This is a genomic window from Skermanella rosea (assembly GCF_016806835.2).
Taxonomy (GTDB): domain Bacteria; phylum Pseudomonadota; class Alphaproteobacteria; order Azospirillales; family Azospirillaceae; genus Skermanella; species Skermanella rosea.
The window spans coordinates 3,368,544-3,388,384 of sequence record NZ_CP086111.1; the positions used below are offsets into that span (position 1 = coordinate 3,368,544).

Genomic DNA, 19,841 nt, shown 5'->3' on the forward strand with positions numbered 1-19,841 from the left:
GGTACTCCGCCTCAAATCGGGATGGCGCGCGGCCGGGTGCGGCGGAGCCAGGTGACCACCATCAGGCGGGTGACCATGACCGCGGTGAACATGGAGGTCAGGATGCCGATCGCGAGGGTGACCGCGAACCCCTTGACCGGGCCGGAGCCCAGGCTGAACAGCAGCAGCGCCGCGATCAGGGTCGTCAGGTTGCTGTCGATGATCGTGGTCAGCGCGCGGCTGTAGCCGGCGTCGATCGCCGCGACCGGGCTTCGCCCGTTCAGCATCTCCTCCCGGATCCGCTCGAAGATCAGCACGTTGGCGTCCACCGCCATGCCGATCGTCAGCACGATGCCGGCGATCCCGGGAAGCGTCAGGGTCGCCTGGAGGATCGACAGGGCCGCGAAGATCAGGGCGATGTTGAACATCAGGGCCACGTTGGCCATCAGGCCGAACAAGCCGTAGGACGCGCCCATGAAGACCACGACCAGGACGAGGCCGAGCAGGCTCGCGATCTTGCCCGCCTCGATGCTGTCGGCGCCGAGGCCAGGACCGACGGTCCGTTCCTCCAGGATGGTGAGCGGCGCGGGCAGCGCGCCGGCGCGCAGCAGCAGCGCCAGGTCCTGGGCCGCCTGGACCGTGAAGTTGCCGGAGATGACGCCGCTGCCGCCCAGGATCGGTTCCCGGATGACCGGCGCGCTGATCACCTTCTCGTCCAGCACGATCGCGAAGGGACGGCCGACATTGTCGCGGGTCGCATCGCCGAACCGACGGGCGCCGACCGAATCGAATTTGAAGCTGACGACCGGTTCGCCGTTCTGGAACGACGGCTGGGCGTCCACCAGCGTGTCGCCGCCGACGATGACCCGGCGGTTGACGACGTAGGTCTGGCCCGGCACCTCGGCCGACGGCAGAAGCTCGGTCCCCGCCGGGAGGCGGCGGGCGGCTGCGTCGGCCGCGCTGACCGACTGGTCGACGAAACGGAAGTTGAGCTTGGCGGTCTGGCCGATCAGCCGCTTGACCCGTTCGGGGTCCTGCAGGCCGGGAAGCTGCACCAGGATGCGGTCCTCGCCCTGGCGCTGGATGGTCGGCTCGCGGGTGCCGGTCTCGTCGATGCGGCGGCGGATGATCTCGATCGACTGGTCGACCGCCGACCGCTTACGCGCCTCAACCGCGGCCTCGGTCAGGCGCGCGCTGATCCTGCCGCCTTCGCCGGCCTCCACCGCGAGGTCGCTGTCGAGCCCCCGGGCCAGCTGATAGGCCCGTTCCCGATCCGCCGGGTCGCGCACGGCGAAGGTCACGGCGCCGTCCTGGACGCCCAGGTCGGTGTAGCCGATGCGGGCCTCCCGCAGGGCGGTGCGGGCACTGTCCACCAAGCCGTTCAGGCGTTCGGTGATGACGGTGTCCACCTCTACCTCGAGCAGCAGGTGGGAGCCGCCCTGGAGGTCGAGGCCCAGGTTGATCGTCCGGGTGGGCAGCCAGCTCGGCAGGCCCTGGCCCATTTCCTCCACGGTCGATCGTGCGAGCAGGTTTGGAGCTGCGTAGATCACCCCCAGAACACAGACAAGGATGACCAGGACGATCTTCCACTTGGCGAAATGAACCATGGCTTGCCGATACCTGCCTCTTCGTCTGGTTACTTGCGGCCGAACATCTTGCCGATGCCGCGGCTCGGTCCGGTGGCGTTGTCCTGCACCGGCTCGACGGTCGTCTCGACCGCCTCGGCATCCTTGCCGTCGGCCGTCGCGCCCGCGGCTGTCCGGCCGCCCTTGGCGGGCTCGGTCTTCGCCAGCACCATGTTGATCGTGGAGCGAAGCACACGGACGCGGACGCCCTCGGCGATCTCGACCACCAGCTCGTCGTCGGTGCCGACCTTCGTGATGGTGCCGACGATGCCGCCGCCGGTGACGACCCGGTCGCCTCGGCGCAACGCCTCGAGCATGGACTTATGCTCTTTCAGCTTCTTTTGCTGCGGACGAATCAGCAGGAAATAGAAGACGACGAAGATCAGGATCAGCGGCAGAAACGACATCAGGCCAGCCGCTCCCGCCCCATCCGCGGCCTGTGCATAGGCCGTTGATACGAACATCCGGTGCTCCTCTCGTTATATTCTTGGCGGACCGCGGGACTATAACGGCCCGCGCCCGGGTTGCAATCGAAACCGGCCAAGACTGACGCGCCGCCCGGAAGTCCTTCCGGAATGGCCGACCTGTCTTGTGCTGCGCCCGAGCTATGCTAGGGTTTGCCGCCCATGCGGCCCGGTCGGGCCGACCGGGCTCCACATTCCTACCGCATATGTAGTCAGGTTCCCGGTCAGTGCAAACAGCTTCAGACAAAGACGATACATCCCTGCCCGTCCTGCTCGCCCGAATCGCGGACGCGCTCGAGCGTCTCGCCCCGCCGCCGGCCCCGTCGCCGGACCTGTCCGGGGCCGACGCCTTCACTTGGCATGCCGAGGGCCGGCGCCTCGTCCCGGTGCCCCAGGTCAACCGGGTGGAGCTGCCGCTCCTCCAGGGGGTCATGCGCCAGCGCGATACCCTGCTGGAGAACACCCGCCGCTTCGCCGACGGGCTGCCGGCCAACAACGCGCTGCTGTGGGGCGCGCGGGGCATGGGCAAGAGCTCCCTGGTGAAGGCCGTCCACGCGACGGTATCCGAGGAAATGCCGGGCGTGCTCGCCCTGGTGGAGATCCACCGGGAGGACATCCCCTCCCTGCCGGAGCTGCTGAACCTGCTGCGCGCCTCGAAGCGCCGCTTCGTGCTGTTCTGCGACGACCTGTCGTTCGACCATGACGACGCCGCGTACAAGTCGCTGAAGGCGGTGCTGGACGGCGGCATCGAGGGGCGCCCGGCCAACGTCGTGTTCTACGCCACGTCGAACCGGCGCCACCTGATGTCGCGCGACATGATCGAGAATGAGCGATCGACCGCGATCAACCCCCACGAATCGGTCGAGGAGAAGGTATCGCTGTCGGATCGTTTCGGCCTGTGGCTTGGCTTCCACAACTGCGACCAGCAAACCTTCTTCGCGATGGTCGAAGGCTACGCCGATCGTTTCGGGCTCGACATGGCCCGGGACCAGCTTCGGGCGGAGGCGATCGAGTGGTCGATGACCCGCGGCAGCCGGTCGGGCCGCGTCGCCTGGCAGTTCATCCAGGACCTGGCCGGCCGTCTGGGGCAACGTCTCGACTGACGCGCCGCTCGCCGGAGAGGTGGTCGCGAGGGTCCATCGCCCGGTTGGACTTGCGCAGTTCGAAATGGAGCTGCGGGGAGGAGACGTTGCCGGTGCTGCCGACGGTGCCGATCTTCTGCCCGCGCTTCACCGTGGCGCCGCGATCCACCAGCATCTCGTCCAGGTGGGCGTAGGCGCTCATCCAGCCGTCGGCGTGCCGGATCAGCAGCAGGTTGCCGAAGCCGCGCAGCTCGTTGCCGGCATAGGCCACGACGCCGTTCTCCGCCGCCACGACGGCCGTCCCCTTCGGCGCGCTGATGTTCAGCCCGTCATTGTGAAGGCCGCCCGGCTTGGGTCCGAACTCCGACAGGATGGTGCCCCTGACCGGCCACTGGAACCGGCCGGAACTGCGCGGTTCCGGCGTTTCGATGGCGGGCGGCTTGGCCGCCACGGCAGGGGGAGGAGCGGCCGCGGGCGGTGCCGGGACGGCTGCGGGCGGCGTGGGCGCCGGAGCGGGCGCGGTGGCCTGGGGCGGCTTCACCGGAATCCGGGGCACCGGCCGGGCTGCCGCCGGCGCGGGCGGAGGCTCCACGGCGGCGACCTGACCGTTCGGCTGCGGTGCCGGTACCGGAACCGGGTGGACCGGAGCGGGCGTCGCCATGACCGGCGGCGCGGGGATCGGCTCCGGAGCGGGCGTCGGCAGGGGACCGGACTGCACCGCACCGTACCCCGGACGCGGCGAGTAGGGCGGATACTGCGTCTGAGGCACGGGTTGCGGCACCGGCTGGGCCGGCGGAGGCGGCAGCGCCTGCGCCGAGACGGTCGGGCGCGGCGCCGCTTCCGGCACCCGGCCGGACCCCAGGGCATTTCGCTGGCCCACATCCGCGGCCGGAGCCTGGGCGACCATCGTGTCCGGGCCGCCCGGCAACTGGAGCTGCTGGCCCACCTTGATCGCGAACGGTTCCTTCAAGCCGTTCGTCCGCGCCAGTTCGGACATGCCGACCCGATGCATGCGCGAGATGCTGGAGATCGTGTCGCCGCGCTGCACGGTGTAGAACCGGGCCGTGGGCAGTCGGAGGCGCTGGCCGACGGCAAGGCCGTAGGGGGGCTTGAGGCCGTTCAGCTCGATCACCTCGCGCATGGGTACATTGTACCGGCGCGCGATCTCATAGACATTGTCGCCCCGCGCCACCGTGATCATTCCCGGGGCCGAGGGTGCCGGCTGCTCCCGGTAGATCGACACCGGCGCCGGCGCGTCGGCGCGCGTACACCCCGCGATGGCGAGAGCGGCGAAGAGGGCCAGTCGCTTCCGCGGTTCCATGGCGGTCACGACGTGCGGACGCGGGCGACCGGAACCGGGACCGGTTCGGGAAGCAGGGGCACGAACCGTACGGGCCACAATTCCTCCCTGTGCAGGCCGGTCTCGGTGCGGCGAATCCGATAGACCCGCTGGTCCCGCCGGTCGTTCCCCAGCGGGACGACCATGACGCCGCCGACCGCGAGCTGGTCGGTCAGGTCCTGCGGTATCGCGCCGTCGGCCGCGGCGGTCACCAGGATGCGGTCGAACGGCGCCTGCTCGGGCCACCCCTTGGTGCCGTCGCCCGCGCGGGTGGTGATGTTGTGCAGCCCCAGTTGATGGAACCGGGCCTCGGCGTCGCGCAGGAGCGGACGGTGCCGCTCGATCGTGTAGACCCGCCGGGTAAGCCGCGACAGGACGGCGGCCTGATAGCCGGAGCCGGTGCCGATCTCCAGCACCTTCAGCCGGTTATGCAGCTCCAGCGCCTGGGTCATCATGGCGACCACCAGCGGCTGGCTGATCGTCTGGCCGGACCCGATCGGCAGGGCCATGTCCTCGTACGCCTGATCCAGGAAGGACGGCGGGACGAACGCTTCGCGCGGCAAGCGCTCGATCACGGCCAGCACCGCCGTGTCGGTCACGCCCGACCGGCGAAGCTGCATGATCAGGCGGATCTTGCGCGCATCGATGCTCAAGCGAACACCGTCCTCAGCGTATCGAGGGTGGGGGTATGGGTCAGGTCGAGGAACAGGGGCGTGATCGCGATGCCCTTGTCCATCACCACCCCGATGTCGGTGTCCGGCAACGTGTCGGCGTCCCCCCGAAGGGTTCCGATCCAGAAATAGGCCCGTCCGCGAGGATCGACCCGTTCCGTCAGGTCGTCGCCGACCTTGCGCTGGCCGTGGCGGACCACATGGATTCCCTGCGCCTCGCCGGGCTCGACGCTGGGGAAGTTGACGTTCATCAGCACGTTGCGCGGCCATGCGACCGACACCGCCTTCCGCACCACCTCCGGCCCCCAGTGAAGGGCGGTCTGCCACAGCGCCGGCTGGGCCGGATCGAGATGCTGGCTCATGGCGATGGCCGGAACGCCCAGCAGGGTCGCCTCCATCGCGGCGGCGATCGTGCCGGAATAGGTCACGTCCTCGCCCAGGTTGCTGCCGTGGTTGACGCCGGACAGGACCAAGTCGGGCTTGCGGTCCTTGAGGATGTGGTTGATCGCCAGCAGGACGCAATCGGTCGGCGTGCCGTCCACCGCGAACCGCCGCTCCGCCATCTGCCGCATGCGCAGGGGCCGGTGCAGGGTAAGCGAGTGGCTGGCGCCGGACTGCTCGGTCTCGGGCGCCACCACCCAGACGTCGTCGGACAGGGACCGGGCGATCTTCTCAAGCACTTCCAGGCCGGGAGCATGGATGCCGTCGTCGTTGGACAGCAGGATCCGGGCCTTCGAAACGTCCAGGGGAGCCTTAAGCATCCGCCGCAATCCTATCGAGTCCACCCATGTAGGGCCGCAAGGCTTCCGGCACGATTATGGACCCATCTGGTTGCTGAAAGTTTTCCATGACGGCGATCAGGCAACGGCCGACCGCGACGCCGGAGCCGTTGAGCGTATGGACGAACTGGGTGTTCTTGTCGCCCCGCGGCCGGCAACGCGCCTTCATGCGGCGAGCCTGGAAATCCCCGCAGGTCGAGCAACTCGAGATTTCCCGGTAGGCGTTCTGTCCCGGCAGCCAGACCTCGATGTCGTAGGTCCTGGCCGCGGAGAAGCCCATGTCGCCGGTGCACAGCGCGATCGTGCGGTATGGCAGTTCCAGCCGCTGCAGGACGGTCTCGGCGCATTGGGTCATGCGCTCGTGCTCGGCATTCGACTGGTCCGGGCCGGTCACGCTGACCATCTCGACCTTCCAGAACTGATGCTGGCGGATCATGCCGCGGGTGTCCTTGCCGGCGGCCCCGGCTTCGGACCTGAAGCAGGGCGTCAGGGCGGCCATGCGGAGCGGCAGGTCCTCCAGGTCGAGGATCCGGTCGGCGACCAAGTTGGTCAGCGGCACCTCGGCGGTCGGGATCAGCCAGTGGCCGGTCGTGGTGCGGAACAGGTCCTCGGCGAACTTGGGAAGCTGGCCCGTGCCGAAGGCGGCCTCGTCGCGCACCATCAGGGGCGGCATGACCTCGGTATAGCCATGCTCGTTGACGTGGAGATCGAGCATGAACTGGCCGATCGCCCGCTCCAGGCGGGCGAGCTTGCCGCGCAGGACGGTGAACCGCGCACCCGACAGCTTGGCCCCGGCGGCGAAGTCCATCATCCCCAGCTTCTCGCCAAGCTCGAAATGCTCCAGCGCAGTGTTCAAGCGGGGTGGCTCGCCGACCCGGCGCAGTTCCACGTTGCCGCTTTCGTCCGGACCATCGGGAACGTCGTCGGCCGGTATGTTGGGCAGGCTGGCGAGCAGGGTTTCGAGGGCGGCGCCGGTTTCCCGCTCATCCTCCTCAGTCTGCTGGATGCCTTCCTTCAGGCCGGCTACCTCGGCCATCAGGTCCTGGGCACCGCGTCCTTCGCGCTTGGCCTTGCCGATCTCCTTGGAGGCCTCGTTCCGGCGAGCCTGCATCTCCTGCAGCGCGGTCTGGGCGGCGCGGCGGCGGGCGTCGAGGTCGAGGATTTCACCCGACATGGCCGACAGCCCGCGTCTCGCCAGACCACGGTCGAAAGCTTCGGGATTGTCGCGAATCAGGCGTAAGTCGTGCATGAGGCCACTGGATCGAAGACGTTACGGGAAGTTGTTTATAAAGCTCCTCATGTCCCCGGTCCAGCCGTGCGGACCAGAGCGCGGCGGGCTGTGTTCATTCCGCCGCACCCTGTGGCCCTTTTCACCCAGGCCCCTCACTCAGCCGCTTCGGCTTCCTCGTCCCGCTTGGCCCGCTGCTTTTCCATCACCCGCGCGATCTGCACCGAAATCTCGTACAGCGCATAGAGCGGGACGGCGAGGCCGAGCTGGCTGATCACGTCGGGGGGCGTCATGATAGCGGCGGCGATCAGGATGACGACGATGGCGTATTTCCGCTTGGACGCCAGCGCCTCCGAGGAGACGATGCCGGCCCGGGCCAGCAGGGTCAGCAGCACCGGAAGCTGGAAGGCGATGCCGAAGGCGAAGATCAGCGTCATCACCAGCGACAGGTACTCGCCGACGCGCGCCTCGAACTGGATCGGCAGCCCCTCGGGGCCGGGCGCCAGCTGCTCGAAGCTCAGGAAGAAGCTCCAGGCCAGCGGGAAGATCGCGTAATAGACGAGCGCGCCGCCCAGGAAGAACATGATCGGCGTGGCCACCAGGAACGGCAGGAAGGCGTTGCGCTCGTGCTTGTAGAGGCCGGGGGCGACGAACATCCAGAGCTGGCTGGCGATGATCGGGAACGCCAGGAACATGGCGGCCCAGAAGGCGACCTTGACGTAGGTGAAAAACGCCTCCGTCAGGCCGGTATAGATCATGCGGCGGCCTTCGTGGCCGAGCAGGTCGGCCAGCGGACGGACCAGGAAGGCGTAGATGTCTGCGCTGAAATAGTAACAGATCAGGAAGGCGGCGAAGACCGCCGCTATGGAGTACATCAGCCGGTTGCGCAGCTCGATCAGGTGATCGAGCAGCGGCATCTTGCTGTCGTCGAGGCCGTCTTCACTCACGGTGGTCATGCCCGCTTGTCAGAGGTATCGGCCGGCACCGCGGCCGGCTCGGGGGTCTTCTGTTCGGCCGGCACGGCTGGAAGCTGAGGCTCGGCGGCCGCCGCGGGGATCTGGGCGGGCGGGCGCCTGGCCTCCGGAGCCGTCGCACCCCCGTCCGTATCCCGGTGGGCCGCCCTGTCCGCTTCGGCTTCCGGGTCGGAGTCATCCTCCGCGCGCGGACGGGCCGTGACCGCCGGGCTTGACGTGACGTTGGGATCGAACGCGTTGCGCAGGGAGCCGGAGGGGTCGATGGTATTCTCCACCTCCTTCGCCAAGTTCAGGTTGCGCAGTTCGGTCGCCTGCCGGCGCACGTCCTCCAGATCGGCCTCGCGGATCATTTCGTCCACGCTGTTCTGGAAGTCGCGGGTCAGCATGCGCGCCTTGCGCACCCAGATGCCGACGGTCTTCAGGACCTTGGGCAAGTCCTTGGGTCCAATGACGAGCAGCGCCACCACCATGATGACGAGCAGTTCGGACCAGCCAATATCAAGCATTACGGATCGTCCAGGGACGGCGGAAGGGGCCCGCTACCAAAGGCGGGACGGCGGGCGACATGGAACTGCCAAGCGCTTTGCGGAGGCTCTGCCGGGACCGCTCAGGTCTTGGCCGTCTCGTCCTTCCTGACCGTGGTGGTGTGGTCCACCGTCGGCGTGCCGGCCGGCGGAACGTGAGCCATCGGCTGGGCCGGCGCGGTGTGGACGGGCTGCTGGACCGGCTGGGTCGTGGCGTGGCTGTCGATCACCCTGGGCTGTTCGGCGACGCCGTCATCGTCGTCCTCCTTCAGGCCGGACTTGAAGTTCTTGACGCCCTTGGCGACGTCGCCCATCACCTTCGGCAGCTTGCCGGCTCCGAAAATGATCAGGACGATCACGAGGATCAGGACCACCTGCCAAATACCGATACTCATTGAGAAATCTCCAAAGTCCGCTCGTGGGTGCGCGCTGCGGCGCGATATTGGCAGAAAGCCAAACCGACCGCAACGATCCGGGGGATCAAAGCGCCCCGGGATATCACAACTATTTATGTCGGATCTTTGGCGGGAAATACAAAGGCTTGCCGGAGGTCCAGCATGATTGCCACGTGCGAATCCTCGGGCGGAAGGAACTGGCCGGGCATCCGGGAATGCAGATGGCGCCCGTCGCCTCCGTCCGGCACGTCGAGATGGATCAGACTTGTCCGGCCGAGCAGCCGGGCCGCCATCACGCGGCCCAGGTTGGGAACGCGCCCGCCGTTGGCGGCATCCGGAGCGGCAAGCTGAAGCGCCTCGGGACGGATGAGCACTTCGGCCGCGGCTCCCTCGGCAAGGTCGCAGGGCACCCGGCCGACAGGAGTGTCGACCGCGCCGCCGCGCACCCGGCCGGCGATCCGGTTGACCTCCCCGAAGAACTGCGCGGCGAAGGCATCGGCCGGGCGGGTATAGAGATCGACCGGACTGCCGAGCTGGATCAGCTTGCCGTCGCGCATCAGGGCGATCCGGTCAGCCAGGAACATCGCCTCCTCCGGATCGTGGGTGACCAGCATGGTGGCCGCCCCGGTCTTCTTAAGGACGTGCAGCGTCTCGTCGCGCACCTGCTCGCGCAGGCGGGCGTCCAGGCCGGAGAACGGCTCGTCCAGCAGAAGCACCGCCGGATTGGGCGCCAGCGCGCGGGCCAGCGCCACGCGCTGCTGCTGCCCGCCGGACAAGGCATGGGGGAAGTGGTCCGCATGGGAAGCCATCCCGACCTGCTCCAGCGTCTCCATCGCGCGGCGGCGCCGGCTTTCGACCGGGATGCCTGACAGTCCGAATCGGACGTTGTCGATCACCGACAAGTGCGGGAACAGGGCATAGTCCTGAAACACCAGCCCCACGCCGCGCCGCTCCGGCGGAACGCAGCCGCCGCTGTCGGCGACCACCTTGCCGTTGATCCTCACCGTGCCGTGCTGGAGCGCCTCCAGCCCCGCCGCGACCCGCAGGAGCGTTGACTTTCCGCAGCCGCTGGGACCGACCAGGCACATGATCTCGCCGCGCGCGATGCCGAGGCTGACGTCATCCACGGCCACCATTCCGCCGTAGCGGTGCCGCACATGGTCGAGGCCGAGCGCCTCCTGCGCCGATACGGCGTGCTTGGGCGCCGGACCGGCTACGTCGTGCGACGACGCCGGATCCCTGTTAGCACCCCCAGAAGCGGGTGATGCGGCCCCTGATCCCGCCGGCGACTTTCCGACCCAGGTCGCCGAACGGCCGCGCAGAGCGGCCCGCAGCGCCGAACGCAGGCTCGAAGGGCGGGAAGCCACGGTACGGTCGTCGAAATAGGAATGATCCATCGGTCCCGGTCGCTGCTTTTGGGGCGGGCGCAAGGGGCTATTAAGGCACGCCCGCACAGGATTGCAATTGGTTCTTAAAACCAGTCGCAGGGCGGAGGCCGTTTGTCGCAGGTCGCCACGGATAGCAGGAACAGTTGGCCAGTTTCCTCACGATCCGATGGCTGGCCGAAAGCCGGTTTTGCCGAGTCACATAGCCGGACGGCGCAAGCCGGGCTCCAGGTGCCGGCGCGCGCTGCGTCGGCGAGGTATCATTCCTCGCCTCACCCGGCGCGGCATCGAGAACGGCGCTCATCTCGGCCGTCATCGCTGGGAAGTCGAGCGAACCCTCGCATGGTTCGCCCAGTTCCGAAGGATCTGCGTCCGATACGAGCGACGCCTGGATATCTTCACCGCCTTCCAACATCTGCCTGCCGCAATCATAACCTTCCGGTTCTTCGAACGATGGTTTTGCTAGTCGGTCTTGAGAGCGGGAGATCTCGATGCGCCCCCAGGACCCACCCTTGCGAGAACTCCTCAGCCCAGCAGCCGGGCAATGATTTCCAGGATCTGGGCCACGTAGTAAGGCTTCGTGATATGCGCGTCGTGGCCGCCCGAGTAGGAGGGGGGTAGCTGCGTCTCTGGAACGGAGGTTGCCAGAACGATGGGCATACGCGAGCCTCGGGCGCGCAACTCGACAATCATGTCGAGCCCGTTCATGCGGGGCATCATGTAGTCCGTGATGATCAGGTCCGGGGGCGAGGCCAAGGCCATCTCCAACCCTCTGGCCCCATCAGAGGCCACCTCGACCAGATATCCCTCATCCTTGAGGAGCATGCCTGTCGACATAGAGATTAGAACCTCGTCCTCGACGAGCAGAACGCGGGCCATCCGGTCAGGACCCCTTCTTACCAGTCCGTCGTGTCACCCCCTTCTGCGTGCTTTCGTCTGTCATGCGGTCGGGGAGAGCGCCTTTGGGGCGTAGCCTGTCGAGATCGGCCTCGCCAAACCGGATGCCGGTATCGCCGATGAAAAACTCCTCGGAGATTGGGTCGAAGTCGCTGTCCCGGACCTTCAGGATCGACAAGTTGCGCCGCAGGATGCCGTCTCGCAGCGCGTAATGGACGAGCACAACATTGTCGGAGATGGCCGATATGTCGTTGTCGGTGGGCAGCCGCTCGGGCAGAAACAGCTCCTTGCTCTCCAGAGTCCAAATGACGGCCGCTCCCCTGGAGCGGAGATGGTGGTTGAGAGCGTTGACGAAGAGCGACAATCGCTGCTTGTGGAGCAGCGAGTCCTTGAAGGCTGTCAGCCCGTCGACGAAGACACGTCTGGCCTTGGTCGTCTCGACCAACTCGATGAGTTCATGGCCGAGTTCATCGATCAGGTTCTCAGCTGGGCTTCTCCAGCGAACCGTGAGCGCCCCGGACTGCACAAGACTCGCCAGATCGATGCCGATAGACTGGGCCTTCAGCATCAGTCGCTTGGGTCTCTCGTAGAACCCGTAGAGCACGCCCGGCTCGTCAACCGTGCATTGTGAGAGAAAATGCAGTCCCAGCGTCGTCTTCCCGGTCCCTGTGGGTCCGAAGAGCAGGGTGGCCGAGGTGGCCGGGTAGCCACCATGCAGCATCGTGTCGAGGTCCTGCAGGCCGGAACTGGTCCGATTGGTCTCCTCATTTTCATCACCAAAGCACAACTGCGTCGCTTCCAAGCGGGGGAAAACCCTGATGCCATGGGTCGTGATGCGAAAAAGATGCTCGCCCCGCAGGAAGCTGCCACCACGCTGCTTATGCACCGTGAGGGAGCGAACGGATCTGAGGCCGTCGCTGATGTCACGAAGCTCAATCCAACCATCCACCATGGTAAACTCCGGCGAGGATGGCAGTCGTTGCTGATTGGTGAGGATCAAGAGGGTTATGCCGAGCAGGGCGGCTTGCCCTTGAAGCTCATGGACGAAGGTGCGGAACTCGTGTTCGTTGCCAGCCACGTCGTGGATGACGAAGAGACCATCCAGGATGACGAGCGACGCCTTGCTGCGCCGGGCCTCCTGCGACAGCAAGCGGATCACGCCGCGCATGCCTTCCTTGTCGACCGTCGAATATGCCGAGAGGTAAGTCAGCACCCTTGGGATCCTGTCCTCCGAATAGAACCCCATCTGCTGCATGTAGCGGATCATCCGGTCGTGGGGCTCTGCAAGCAGGCTCATGTAGAGGGCTGTCTCGCCCTGATCCGTGTGGTTGAAGCAGATCTGATTGGACAGGATAGTCTTGCCCGTCCCCGGACGCAGGGCTGTTCAGTTCTCGCTATGAGAGGCGATATGCGAGCGCATTGTCGAAGTTGAGCGCGTTGACGTAGAGTTCGCGGGCGATGTTCTGGACGCCGTTGGCCCGCAGGATGTTGATCGCGAAGCTGCGGAACCGGGCGACGTGGGTGGGCTTGACGCGGGTTCGGCTGGCGTCCTCGCCGAACGTGACGTCGCGGACCCAATGGCTCCGGTTTTCAATCGCCCAGTGCCCCCGGACCGCCCGTCCGAACGCCTCGGCGCCGAGCGCGACCTGGCAGGCGTAGAACGAGACGTCCTCGGTGGCGTGCCACAGGCCTGACCTGGTGTCCTTGTGCCAGGTCAGGCGGGCGACGCGGGCGGCGCAGACGATTAGGCCGTCCCATTCGGCGTCGAGTTTGCCCCGGACATCGAAGGTCTCGACCGTGCGGGTCTCGTGGCGGCCGTGGCCCTTGGGATCAACGCTCCTGTGGCTTTCGGCCGGGGGCTGGGTGGCGGCGATGGCCTCGAGCGTGGCCAGCAGGGTCGGCTGGTTGGCCTTGACCTGGGCGAGCAACGCGTTGCCGGTGTCGCGGGCCGCCTCAAAGGTTTTTTTGACAGTGCAGCGCGTCGGCGGTGAACAGCACGCCGCTCAGGCCGAGCTCCGCGATCAGGCGCTGGGCCGCCGGGATCTCGTTGCTCTTGTCGTCGATCTCGCTGTGCGCCAGCAGGATCGCCGCCTCCGAGGCGAACGCGCTGAGCGCCTGGGCCGCCTTGCGGTCGTTGAGGTGGTCGAAGCTGCCCTTGAGCGTCTTGCCGTCGAGCGCGATCGCCGGCATCCCGCCCTCGGGGCGCGCCAGCAGGCTGGCGGCGTGCCGGCGGAACGCCCGCTCCAGGGCGTCGGCGTCGAGGTCCTGGAGCACGGTGCGCAGGGTGTTGACCGATGGCGCCCGCCTCAGGGCGACGCCGAACAGCTCGTTGAGCAACTCCCGGCGCTGCTCCAGGAAGACGATGATGCGGCGGTACGAGGTCGCGCCGGACAGCAGCGCCAGCACGGTGAACAGCAGCAGCGGCGCCAGCGGGTAGCGCTTGCCCGCCGCGCGCCGCGGATCGGGAACCTCGCCCAGGGCCGCGAGAAGCCGGCCGAACGGTACCATGGCAACCCCCAAGTCCAGGAATTGCCGAGCAAGGATTCACACATTCGCGCGAGATGGTAGACTCTTTCTACGCTGCTTCACACCCCGCCAGGACTCGCTGCGCGCGAGTCAGGCGCGCAACGGGGAGAACTGAACAGCCCTGTCCCCGGACGGCCTTGGACGATATAGGCTGCACCCCTGAGCAGGCCGCCATTCAGGACAATGTCCAGTCCTTCGATCCCGGTTGGTATCCGCTCCATGGCAAAACTCATCAGCGTCGTCCCTGAACTTGCATGCCGCGCCAGCAGGTTTGAGGCGACAGGCTTCTCCTCCGGTGAGCCCATCAAGCCTGCGCTCCCAGCAATTAGTCTGCAGCTATTAGCATCTCTGCTCGCTGTTTGTAAGGCGCGTCCGAGCAAGGCTGTAGAACATGTTGGTTGTGTTCCCAGAGGATCATGTATGTCTTCAGGGGCTGCTAATCACCCACACCGTCAAGAGCGAGGGTTGGCGTCGAGAACGATGTCGGTCAGGCGCGCCATACACGTTCAGGGTGGCGTAGATGAGCTCGACCTCCGCGGTCTCGACCCGCCCGGCGGCGTCCCGGACGGCGATGCGGTGCCGTCGTCCGCGAGCCGGTCGACACACGTCCAGACCAGATAGTGGGTCCCGAGATCCCGCGCGAGGCAGAAGAACTCGTAAATGTCGTTCTTGCGATCGCCGATGTGGACGCAGCGAGCCGGATCACCGGACAGTTCCGCGGTCCGCCGCATGGTGTCCAGCCAGCGGACGCTTTCCTTCCCGTCGATGCACGCGAAGGGAATGCTCTCCCCCCATGGCTTCCGCCATCCGCCCCAGCAGCCCGTGCAGCCGACGCTCCAGGCACCGGTCAGCCAGGTGGCAGCCGGCGAGTTCATCGTCGACCCAGTTCCTTGAAGCATCGGTCATCGGTACCTCCCGGACCTCTCCCGATGCCAAAGCCCGCTGCTTGAAGTGGCCGAGACCGGGTGCCGCCCAACCCGCCCGGCCCTGATGAAGATGTGGGTTATTGGCAGCTTCAGGGGATGCCTACTGACCACCCACAGATTGTTCGAAACAAGAGGTGTTGCCATGCCGCCTGAATCGGTAGAGGGTGACTTGGATTCCGGGTTTTGTTAGGCGTCCTTTATGCGGCACGGCAGGCATCGGATCGCAGGGACGGTCCACTCTAAGCAGTGGCGCCCCAGGAGCAGCAGGATCTCCAACATCCAGGAAGCCCATATGGCGAAGGTCTGGGAAATCGTCGCTTCGCTCGTACGCCACCGCGAAGAGGCGCGATCCGATGGCCGGAACGCTGCCTGGCCGCATTTCTGAACGCTTAGCGCGGTACCGGGCGGGATGTCCCCGCGCCGCCTGAGTTCGGGACGGATGCGAGCGCGAACCCGCCGACAGCCAGCAGCATCGGCAGGATGGAGAAGATGAAACGCCCCTCCTCACCCCTTTCGCCGACCGATACCAGGATCACGACGAGTAACGTCGAGGCGGCCAGCCACCAGCGTTGGTCGAGCCAGGGCCAGCACCCACGGCGGATCAGCACGGCGGCCCCGATCGCGGCATAGCCGGCCAGGGTCAGGAGCAATACCGTCACGACGGCCCGGTAGGCCAAGATCCCGATGCCCTGAGGATCCCGGTCGTACATCCGCGTCGGCGCGCTGGCGAAAACCGCGAGGCGGTCCAGGATATGGCCCGCCGCCCGGACCGGTTCTCCAAGAATCCTCGCGACGATCAGCGACTTGAGCGCCTCGCTCTCCCTGTACACCTCGGAGGTGTTCAGGTCGGCCCACAGTTCGTCGGCACCTTCCCGGACGCGCGGCAGTTCCTCCAGGCGGCGGGCGGCCCGTATGTCGGGGTCGAAATCCTCCCAGGCGCGCTGGAGATTGAAACCGGAGACGTTGGTCCAGGTGATCTGATGGTCATGGGCCAACCAGACATGCAGGTGCCACCCGCCCGAGAGGATCGCGACGGGAATGAAGAAGGCCGCCAGCGCCCCTGCCCTTCCCGGTGCCGTCCTGGCGATTCGATGGGTCTCCACTGCCAGGAACAGCGGCAGCAGGAAGATCATGAAAGGCCGAGTCAGTTCCAGCAGCGAGAGGCACAGCCCGGCAGCCGCCAGCCTGCCCGGCCGGCGATCCCGCAGCCAAGCCCGGACCAGCAGGAAATAGCCGAGCGTCAGCAGGGCGAAGAGGGGGTCGTAGTTCGCCGGGTTGCCGGCATGGACCGCCACTCCCCGGTGCGCCAGGAACAGCCCGAGAATCAGCACCGCGGCCCGCAGCCGGAGCCGTTCCGGCTGGATCAGCACGGCCAGCGCGAAGGCCGATGCCACGGTCAGCGGGTACAATATCTTCGAGAACAGGGTCAGGTCGCGGAAATTGATCCACCACAGCAGTTCCAGCGTCGAGAGCACGGGCGGGATCCCGGTGCGCAGCCCCGCCAGGTAATCCCGGACGTCGGCCGCGGTCCGGAATGTCTCCAGGTCCAGGGTCCGCATCCAGGTGACCGCGGAGGTGGCCGTGTAGCCCCAGACCGGCACGAGGAAGACGGCGCAGATCAGCAGCAACCGCGCGACGTTCCCGCACCTATCGATACCCATTCCGACGATCCGCGCCCAAGCCCCTGTCAGGATCTCCGAACACCGGGTCAGGGCACGGGTTCCGGCAGGGCCGCGATCTCCCTCAGCAGCTTCGCGATGATGGCGTCGGCGAAACTCGAAGGGTCCCTGGCGACGACGACGAACGAGCCGGGCCCGCCGATCACGTTCTCCTGGAAATAGACATCCAGGTGGCGGCGCCGGTCGCGGTCCTCGGCCCAGGGCAGCAGGCCGGCGCGCAGGATCGGCAGCCCGTTGATTATGATGCCGGCCCTGACGGCATCGTCGCGGGCCAGCGTGACCGGACGGCCGACATTGTTCTCCCCGTCGCCCGATATGTCGATGACCTGCCGCGTTCCTTCGAACCCGTTCGACGCGAACAGAAGGGCGCAGTGGTCGATCAGGGCGCTGATCGAGGTGCGGGACTCCGTCACCGTCGGCCCCCCCGCCAACTCCCGGCTGAACGCCTTGGCGCTCGCCGGACCGTCGATCACCCGCCAGTCGGCCACGGTCCGCTGCAACTTGTCGTCGGCCCATTCCACGTAGGTGACGGCGATGCGGCCCAGCGCGCCGCCCTGGATCGCCTCCACCACCCGCCTGTCGGTGATGGCGCGGGCATAGCCGTTCCTCTGGAGGTGGGCATCCTCCTCGTTGACCGAGCCGGAGACATCCACGGCGAGCACCAGTTCCAGGTCCACCGGAATCTCCGCCCGGGCCGCCATGCCGGATACCGCCAGCAGCCCGATGAAACCGCTCAGAAGAGCAAGCACCTTCATCCTGTTTCCCCCCAATGCCAACCCAGCGATTGCAACGCTTTCTCCGGCATCGGGTTAGTTAGTTTGAGTCTGATGCCCGAAAAGGAAAGCCGAATGGTCAGCTTGGGACCTGAAAATGTGCGGATAGGCGCCCATGCCGTGGACAAGGCGGACGCCATACGCCAGGCGGGCGCCATCCTGGTCGACGGCGGCTACATCCAGCCCGGCTACGTCGACAGCATGATGCGCCGCGAGACGGTCACCGCAACTTATCTGGGCAACGGGATCGCCATCCCCCACGGCTTGCCGCAGGACCGCGAGTTGATCCGGCACACGGGCCTGTCGGTCCTCCAGCTGCCCTACGGCGTCGAGTGGAATCCCGGCGAGGTCGTGTATCTGGTAGTCGGGATCGCGGCCCGCTCCGACGAACATATCGGCGTTCTGCAGAAGCTGACCGACGTGCTGGAGGACGAGGCGACCGTGATGCGGCTCGCCGGCACCCAGGACGTCAACGAGATCGCGGCGGCGCTCGACCCCGCCCGGTCGGCCGAAGCGCCCGCGGCGCCCGTCCCTTCCCCACCGATCCTGGGCGGCGGACATCGGGTGGACGTCGAAGTCACCGGCGGCACGGGCCTTCACGCCCGGCCGGCCTCGGTCTTCGTGTCGCTGGCCAAGCAGTTCAATTCCGACATCCGGGTCAGCCACGCGGGCAAGACCGCCAACGGCAAGAGCATGGTGTCCATGCTCCGGCTCGGCGTCGAACGCGGCGGCATCATCAGCATCACCGCCGACGGCCCGGATGCGGCCAAGGCCCTCCAGACCCTGCAGGAGGCCGTGGAGACGGGCCTGGGCGAGGAGGACGAGGCGGCCCACGCGGCACCGGAGCCGGCAGTGCAGATCGGCCGCCCCGAGACTTTTCCGGCCGAGGCGTCCCCGGACGAGCCGGGACTGATCCGCGGCGTGGCGGCGGCGCCCGGGATCGCGATCGCACCGCTCCACCAGCTGCGCAAGCAGGCGGAAGAGGTCCTGGAGCAACACGCCGTAGACCCGGCCGCCGAGCATTCGGACTTCGACCATGCGGTGGACCGGGCCGGCGCCGAACTGGAAGAGCTTCACCGCACCGTCGGACGCCGGGCCGGCGAGATGGAAGCCCGGATCTTCGTCGCCCACCGCGAGTTCCTGGAGGACCCCGACCTGGTCGATGCGGTACACCACCGCATCGACCAGGGGGAGAGCGCGGCCTTCGCCTGGCGGGAGACGATCGAGGAGCGGGCGAACGAATTGGCCGCCCTCAGCGACCCGCTGCTGGCCGGCCGCGCCAACGACCTGCGCGACGTCGGCGCCCGGGTGATGCGCCTTCTGGTCCGGCGCAACGAGGCCGAGGCGACCACCCTGCCCGACCACGAGATAATCCTGGTCGCCGAGGATCTGACGCCGTCCGATACGGCGTCCCTCGACCCCGGCCTGGTCAAGGGCATCCTGACCGCGTTGGGCGGTCCCAACTCCCACACCGCGATCCTGGCGCGCTCGCTGGACATCCCGGCGGTGGTCGGAGCCGGACCGCAGGTGCTGGACCTGGCGAGCGGCGTGACCGCGGTGCTGGACGGCACGCGCGGCACCGTCCTGCCCGATCCCGACGCGGATCGGCTGGAAAAGGCCCGGCAGGCGCAGCGCGGCGCAGGACAGCGCCGCGCCGTGGTGCTGGAGGCGGCCTATCGCCCGGCGATCACGGTGGACGGCCACCGGGTCGAGATCGCCGCCAATATCGGCGCGGTGCCCGAGGCGGAGCGGGCCGTCGCGGCCGGCGGCGAGGCGGTCGGGCTGCTGCGCACCGAGTTCCTGTTCCAGGACCGCACCGATCCGCCCAGCGAGGAGGAGCAGTACGAGGCGTACCGCGCGATGGCCGAATCCCTCGGCGGGCTGCCCTTGATCGTCCGAACGCTGGATGCGGGCGGCGACAAGCCCCTGCCCTATATCTCCATGGCGCACGAGGACAACCCGTTCCTCGGCCAGCGCGGCATCAGGCTGTCCTTTTCCATGCCCGACCTGTTCCGCAGCCAGCTCCGCGCGATCCTCCGGGCCGCCTCCCACGGGGAGATCAAGATCATGTTTCCCATGATCACCTCGGTGCATGAGTTCCGGCGCGGCCGCGCCCTGGTCGAGGAGATCCGCCGCGAGGTGGACGGACCGAACGTCGATGTGGGCATCATGGTGGAGGTGCCGTCGTCGGCCGTCATGGCCGACCTGCTGGCACGCGAGGTCGACTTCTTTTCCATCGGGACCAACGACCTGACCCAGTACACCCTGGCGATGGACCGCGGCCACCCGGCGCTGGCCCGCGAGGCCGACGGACTTCACCCCGCCGTGCTGCGGATGGTGGACCAGACCGTGCGCGCCGCCCACGGCGAGGGGAAATGGGTCGGCGTCTGCGGCAACCTGGCGGCCGATCCCGCCGCCGCCCCGATCCTGATCGGCCTTGACGTGGACGAACTCAGCGTCGGCGTGCCCAATATCCCGGCCCTAAAGGCGCAGATCCGCGAGATGGCCTATGAGGACGCCAAGGAGTTGGCGCGCCGCGCGCTGGCCTGCAGCGCCGCCGCGGAAGTCCGGGCCCTGACCGGCGAGGCGGCCTGA

17 protein-coding genes and 2 pseudogenes are annotated in these 19,841 nt (G+C 67.3%); 3 read left to right on the plus strand and 16 right to left on the minus strand.

The features are described 5' to 3' along the window. Window positions 1-11: 11 nt before the first annotated feature. Window positions 12-1,586: a protein translocase subunit SecD gene (secD, locus tag JL101_RS15645; protein WP_203100603.1), complete on the minus strand. Its 1,575-nt coding sequence runs from the start codon at window positions 1,584-1,586 to the stop codon at window positions 12-14. A gap of 29 nt (window positions 1,587-1,615) precedes the next feature. After that, on the minus strand, window positions 1,616-2,068 hold the full coding sequence (gene yajC, locus JL101_RS15650; protein WP_203100605.1) for a preprotein translocase subunit YajC: 453 nt from the start codon (window positions 2,066-2,068) through the stop codon (window positions 1,616-1,618). Window positions 2,069-2,295: 227 nt separating this feature from the next. Between yajC and JL101_RS15655 the strand changes: the two genes are divergently transcribed. Continuing rightward, a complete protein-coding gene (locus JL101_RS15655; protein WP_203100607.1) occupies window positions 2,296-3,171 on the plus strand; it encodes an ATP-binding protein in 876 nt (291 codons plus the stop codon). Here JL101_RS15655 and JL101_RS15660 read toward each other — a convergent pair. The 8 genes from JL101_RS15660 to JL101_RS15695 form a co-directional block, all read right to left on the minus strand. Next, window positions 3,128-4,471 carry a peptidoglycan DD-metalloendopeptidase family protein gene (locus tag JL101_RS15660; protein ID WP_203100609.1) on the minus strand — a complete coding sequence of 448 codons (1,344 nt, stop codon included), beginning with the start codon at window positions 4,469-4,471 and terminating at the stop codon, window positions 3,128-3,130. The genes JL101_RS15655 and JL101_RS15660 overlap by 44 nt on opposite strands. A 5-nt stretch (window positions 4,472-4,476) precedes the next feature. Next, window positions 4,477-5,142: a protein-L-isoaspartate(D-aspartate) O-methyltransferase gene (locus JL101_RS15665; protein ID WP_203100612.1), complete on the minus strand. Its 666-nt coding sequence runs from the start codon at window positions 5,140-5,142 to the stop codon at window positions 4,477-4,479. Next, window positions 5,139-5,921 carry a 5'/3'-nucleotidase SurE gene (gene surE / locus JL101_RS15670; RefSeq protein ID WP_203100614.1) on the minus strand — a complete coding sequence of 261 codons (783 nt, stop codon included), beginning with the start codon at window positions 5,919-5,921 and terminating at the stop codon, window positions 5,139-5,141. Before surE ends, JL101_RS15665 begins: the two co-directional genes overlap by 4 nt. Next, window positions 5,914-7,188, minus strand: a complete 1,275-nt coding sequence (serS, locus tag JL101_RS15675) for a serine--tRNA ligase (RefSeq protein ID WP_203100615.1) — start codon at window positions 7,186-7,188, stop codon at window positions 5,914-5,916. Before serS ends, surE begins: the two co-directional genes overlap by 8 nt. Window positions 7,189-7,322: 134 nt before the next feature. Beyond that, window positions 7,323-8,123: a twin-arginine translocase subunit TatC gene (tatC, locus tag JL101_RS15680; protein WP_203100616.1), complete on the minus strand. Its 801-nt coding sequence runs from the start codon at window positions 8,121-8,123 to the stop codon at window positions 7,323-7,325. After that, window positions 8,120-8,647: a Sec-independent protein translocase protein TatB gene (gene tatB / locus JL101_RS15685; protein ID WP_203100617.1), complete on the minus strand. Its 528-nt coding sequence runs from the start codon at window positions 8,645-8,647 to the stop codon at window positions 8,120-8,122. Before tatB ends, tatC begins: the two co-directional genes overlap by 4 nt. Before the next feature lie 101 nt (window positions 8,648-8,748). Continuing rightward, entirely contained in the window at window positions 8,749-9,060 is a 312-nt protein-coding gene (gene tatA, locus JL101_RS15690) for a twin-arginine translocase TatA/TatE family subunit (protein WP_203100618.1), read from the minus strand. Between the two features lie 113 nt (window positions 9,061-9,173). Continuing rightward, window positions 9,174-10,457, minus strand: coding sequence for an ABC transporter ATP-binding protein (locus JL101_RS15695; RefSeq protein ID WP_203100619.1), 1,284 nt, complete (start codon window positions 10,455-10,457; stop codon window positions 9,174-9,176). 160 nt (window positions 10,458-10,617) lie between these two features. Between JL101_RS15695 and JL101_RS15700 the strand changes: the two are divergent. After that, window positions 10,618-10,911, plus strand: a pseudogene (locus JL101_RS15700) (transposase); the annotation flags it as partial. Window positions 10,912-10,970: 59 nt separating this feature from the next. Here JL101_RS15700 and JL101_RS15705 read toward each other — a convergent pair. From JL101_RS15705 to JL101_RS15730, 6 genes and pseudogenes are all read right to left on the minus strand, one after another. Further along, window positions 10,971-11,324: a response regulator transcription factor gene (locus JL101_RS15705; RefSeq protein WP_203100622.1), complete on the minus strand. Its 354-nt coding sequence runs from the start codon at window positions 11,322-11,324 to the stop codon at window positions 10,971-10,973. Window positions 11,325-11,328: 4 nt separating this feature from the next. Further along, window positions 11,329-12,720, minus strand: a complete 1,392-nt coding sequence (locus tag JL101_RS15710) for an ATPase domain-containing protein (protein WP_228435494.1) — start codon at window positions 12,718-12,720, stop codon at window positions 11,329-11,331. A 16-nt stretch (window positions 12,721-12,736) separates the two neighbouring features. Next, a pseudogene (locus tag JL101_RS36900) lies at window positions 12,737-13,850 on the minus strand (ISAs1 family transposase). A gap of 524 nt (window positions 13,851-14,374) precedes the next feature. Then, entirely contained in the window at window positions 14,375-14,743 is a 369-nt protein-coding gene (locus tag JL101_RS15720) for a hypothetical protein (RefSeq protein ID WP_203097264.1), read from the minus strand. Between the two features lie 440 nt (window positions 14,744-15,183). Next, window positions 15,184-16,455 carry a glycosyltransferase family protein gene (locus tag JL101_RS15725; RefSeq protein WP_203097265.1) on the minus strand — a complete coding sequence of 424 codons (1,272 nt, stop codon included), beginning with the start codon at window positions 16,453-16,455 and terminating at the stop codon, window positions 15,184-15,186. 47 nt (window positions 16,456-16,502) lie between these two features. After that, window positions 16,503-17,228 carry a DUF1194 domain-containing protein gene (locus tag JL101_RS15730; protein WP_203097266.1) on the minus strand — a complete coding sequence of 242 codons (726 nt, stop codon included), beginning with the start codon at window positions 17,226-17,228 and terminating at the stop codon, window positions 16,503-16,505. Window positions 17,229-17,321: 93 nt separating this feature from the next. On the opposite strand from JL101_RS15730, the gene ptsP reads away from it, so the two are divergent. Continuing rightward, window positions 17,322-19,841, plus strand: a complete 2,520-nt coding sequence (gene ptsP / locus JL101_RS15735; protein ID WP_203097267.1) for a phosphoenolpyruvate--protein phosphotransferase — start codon at window positions 17,322-17,324, stop codon at window positions 19,839-19,841.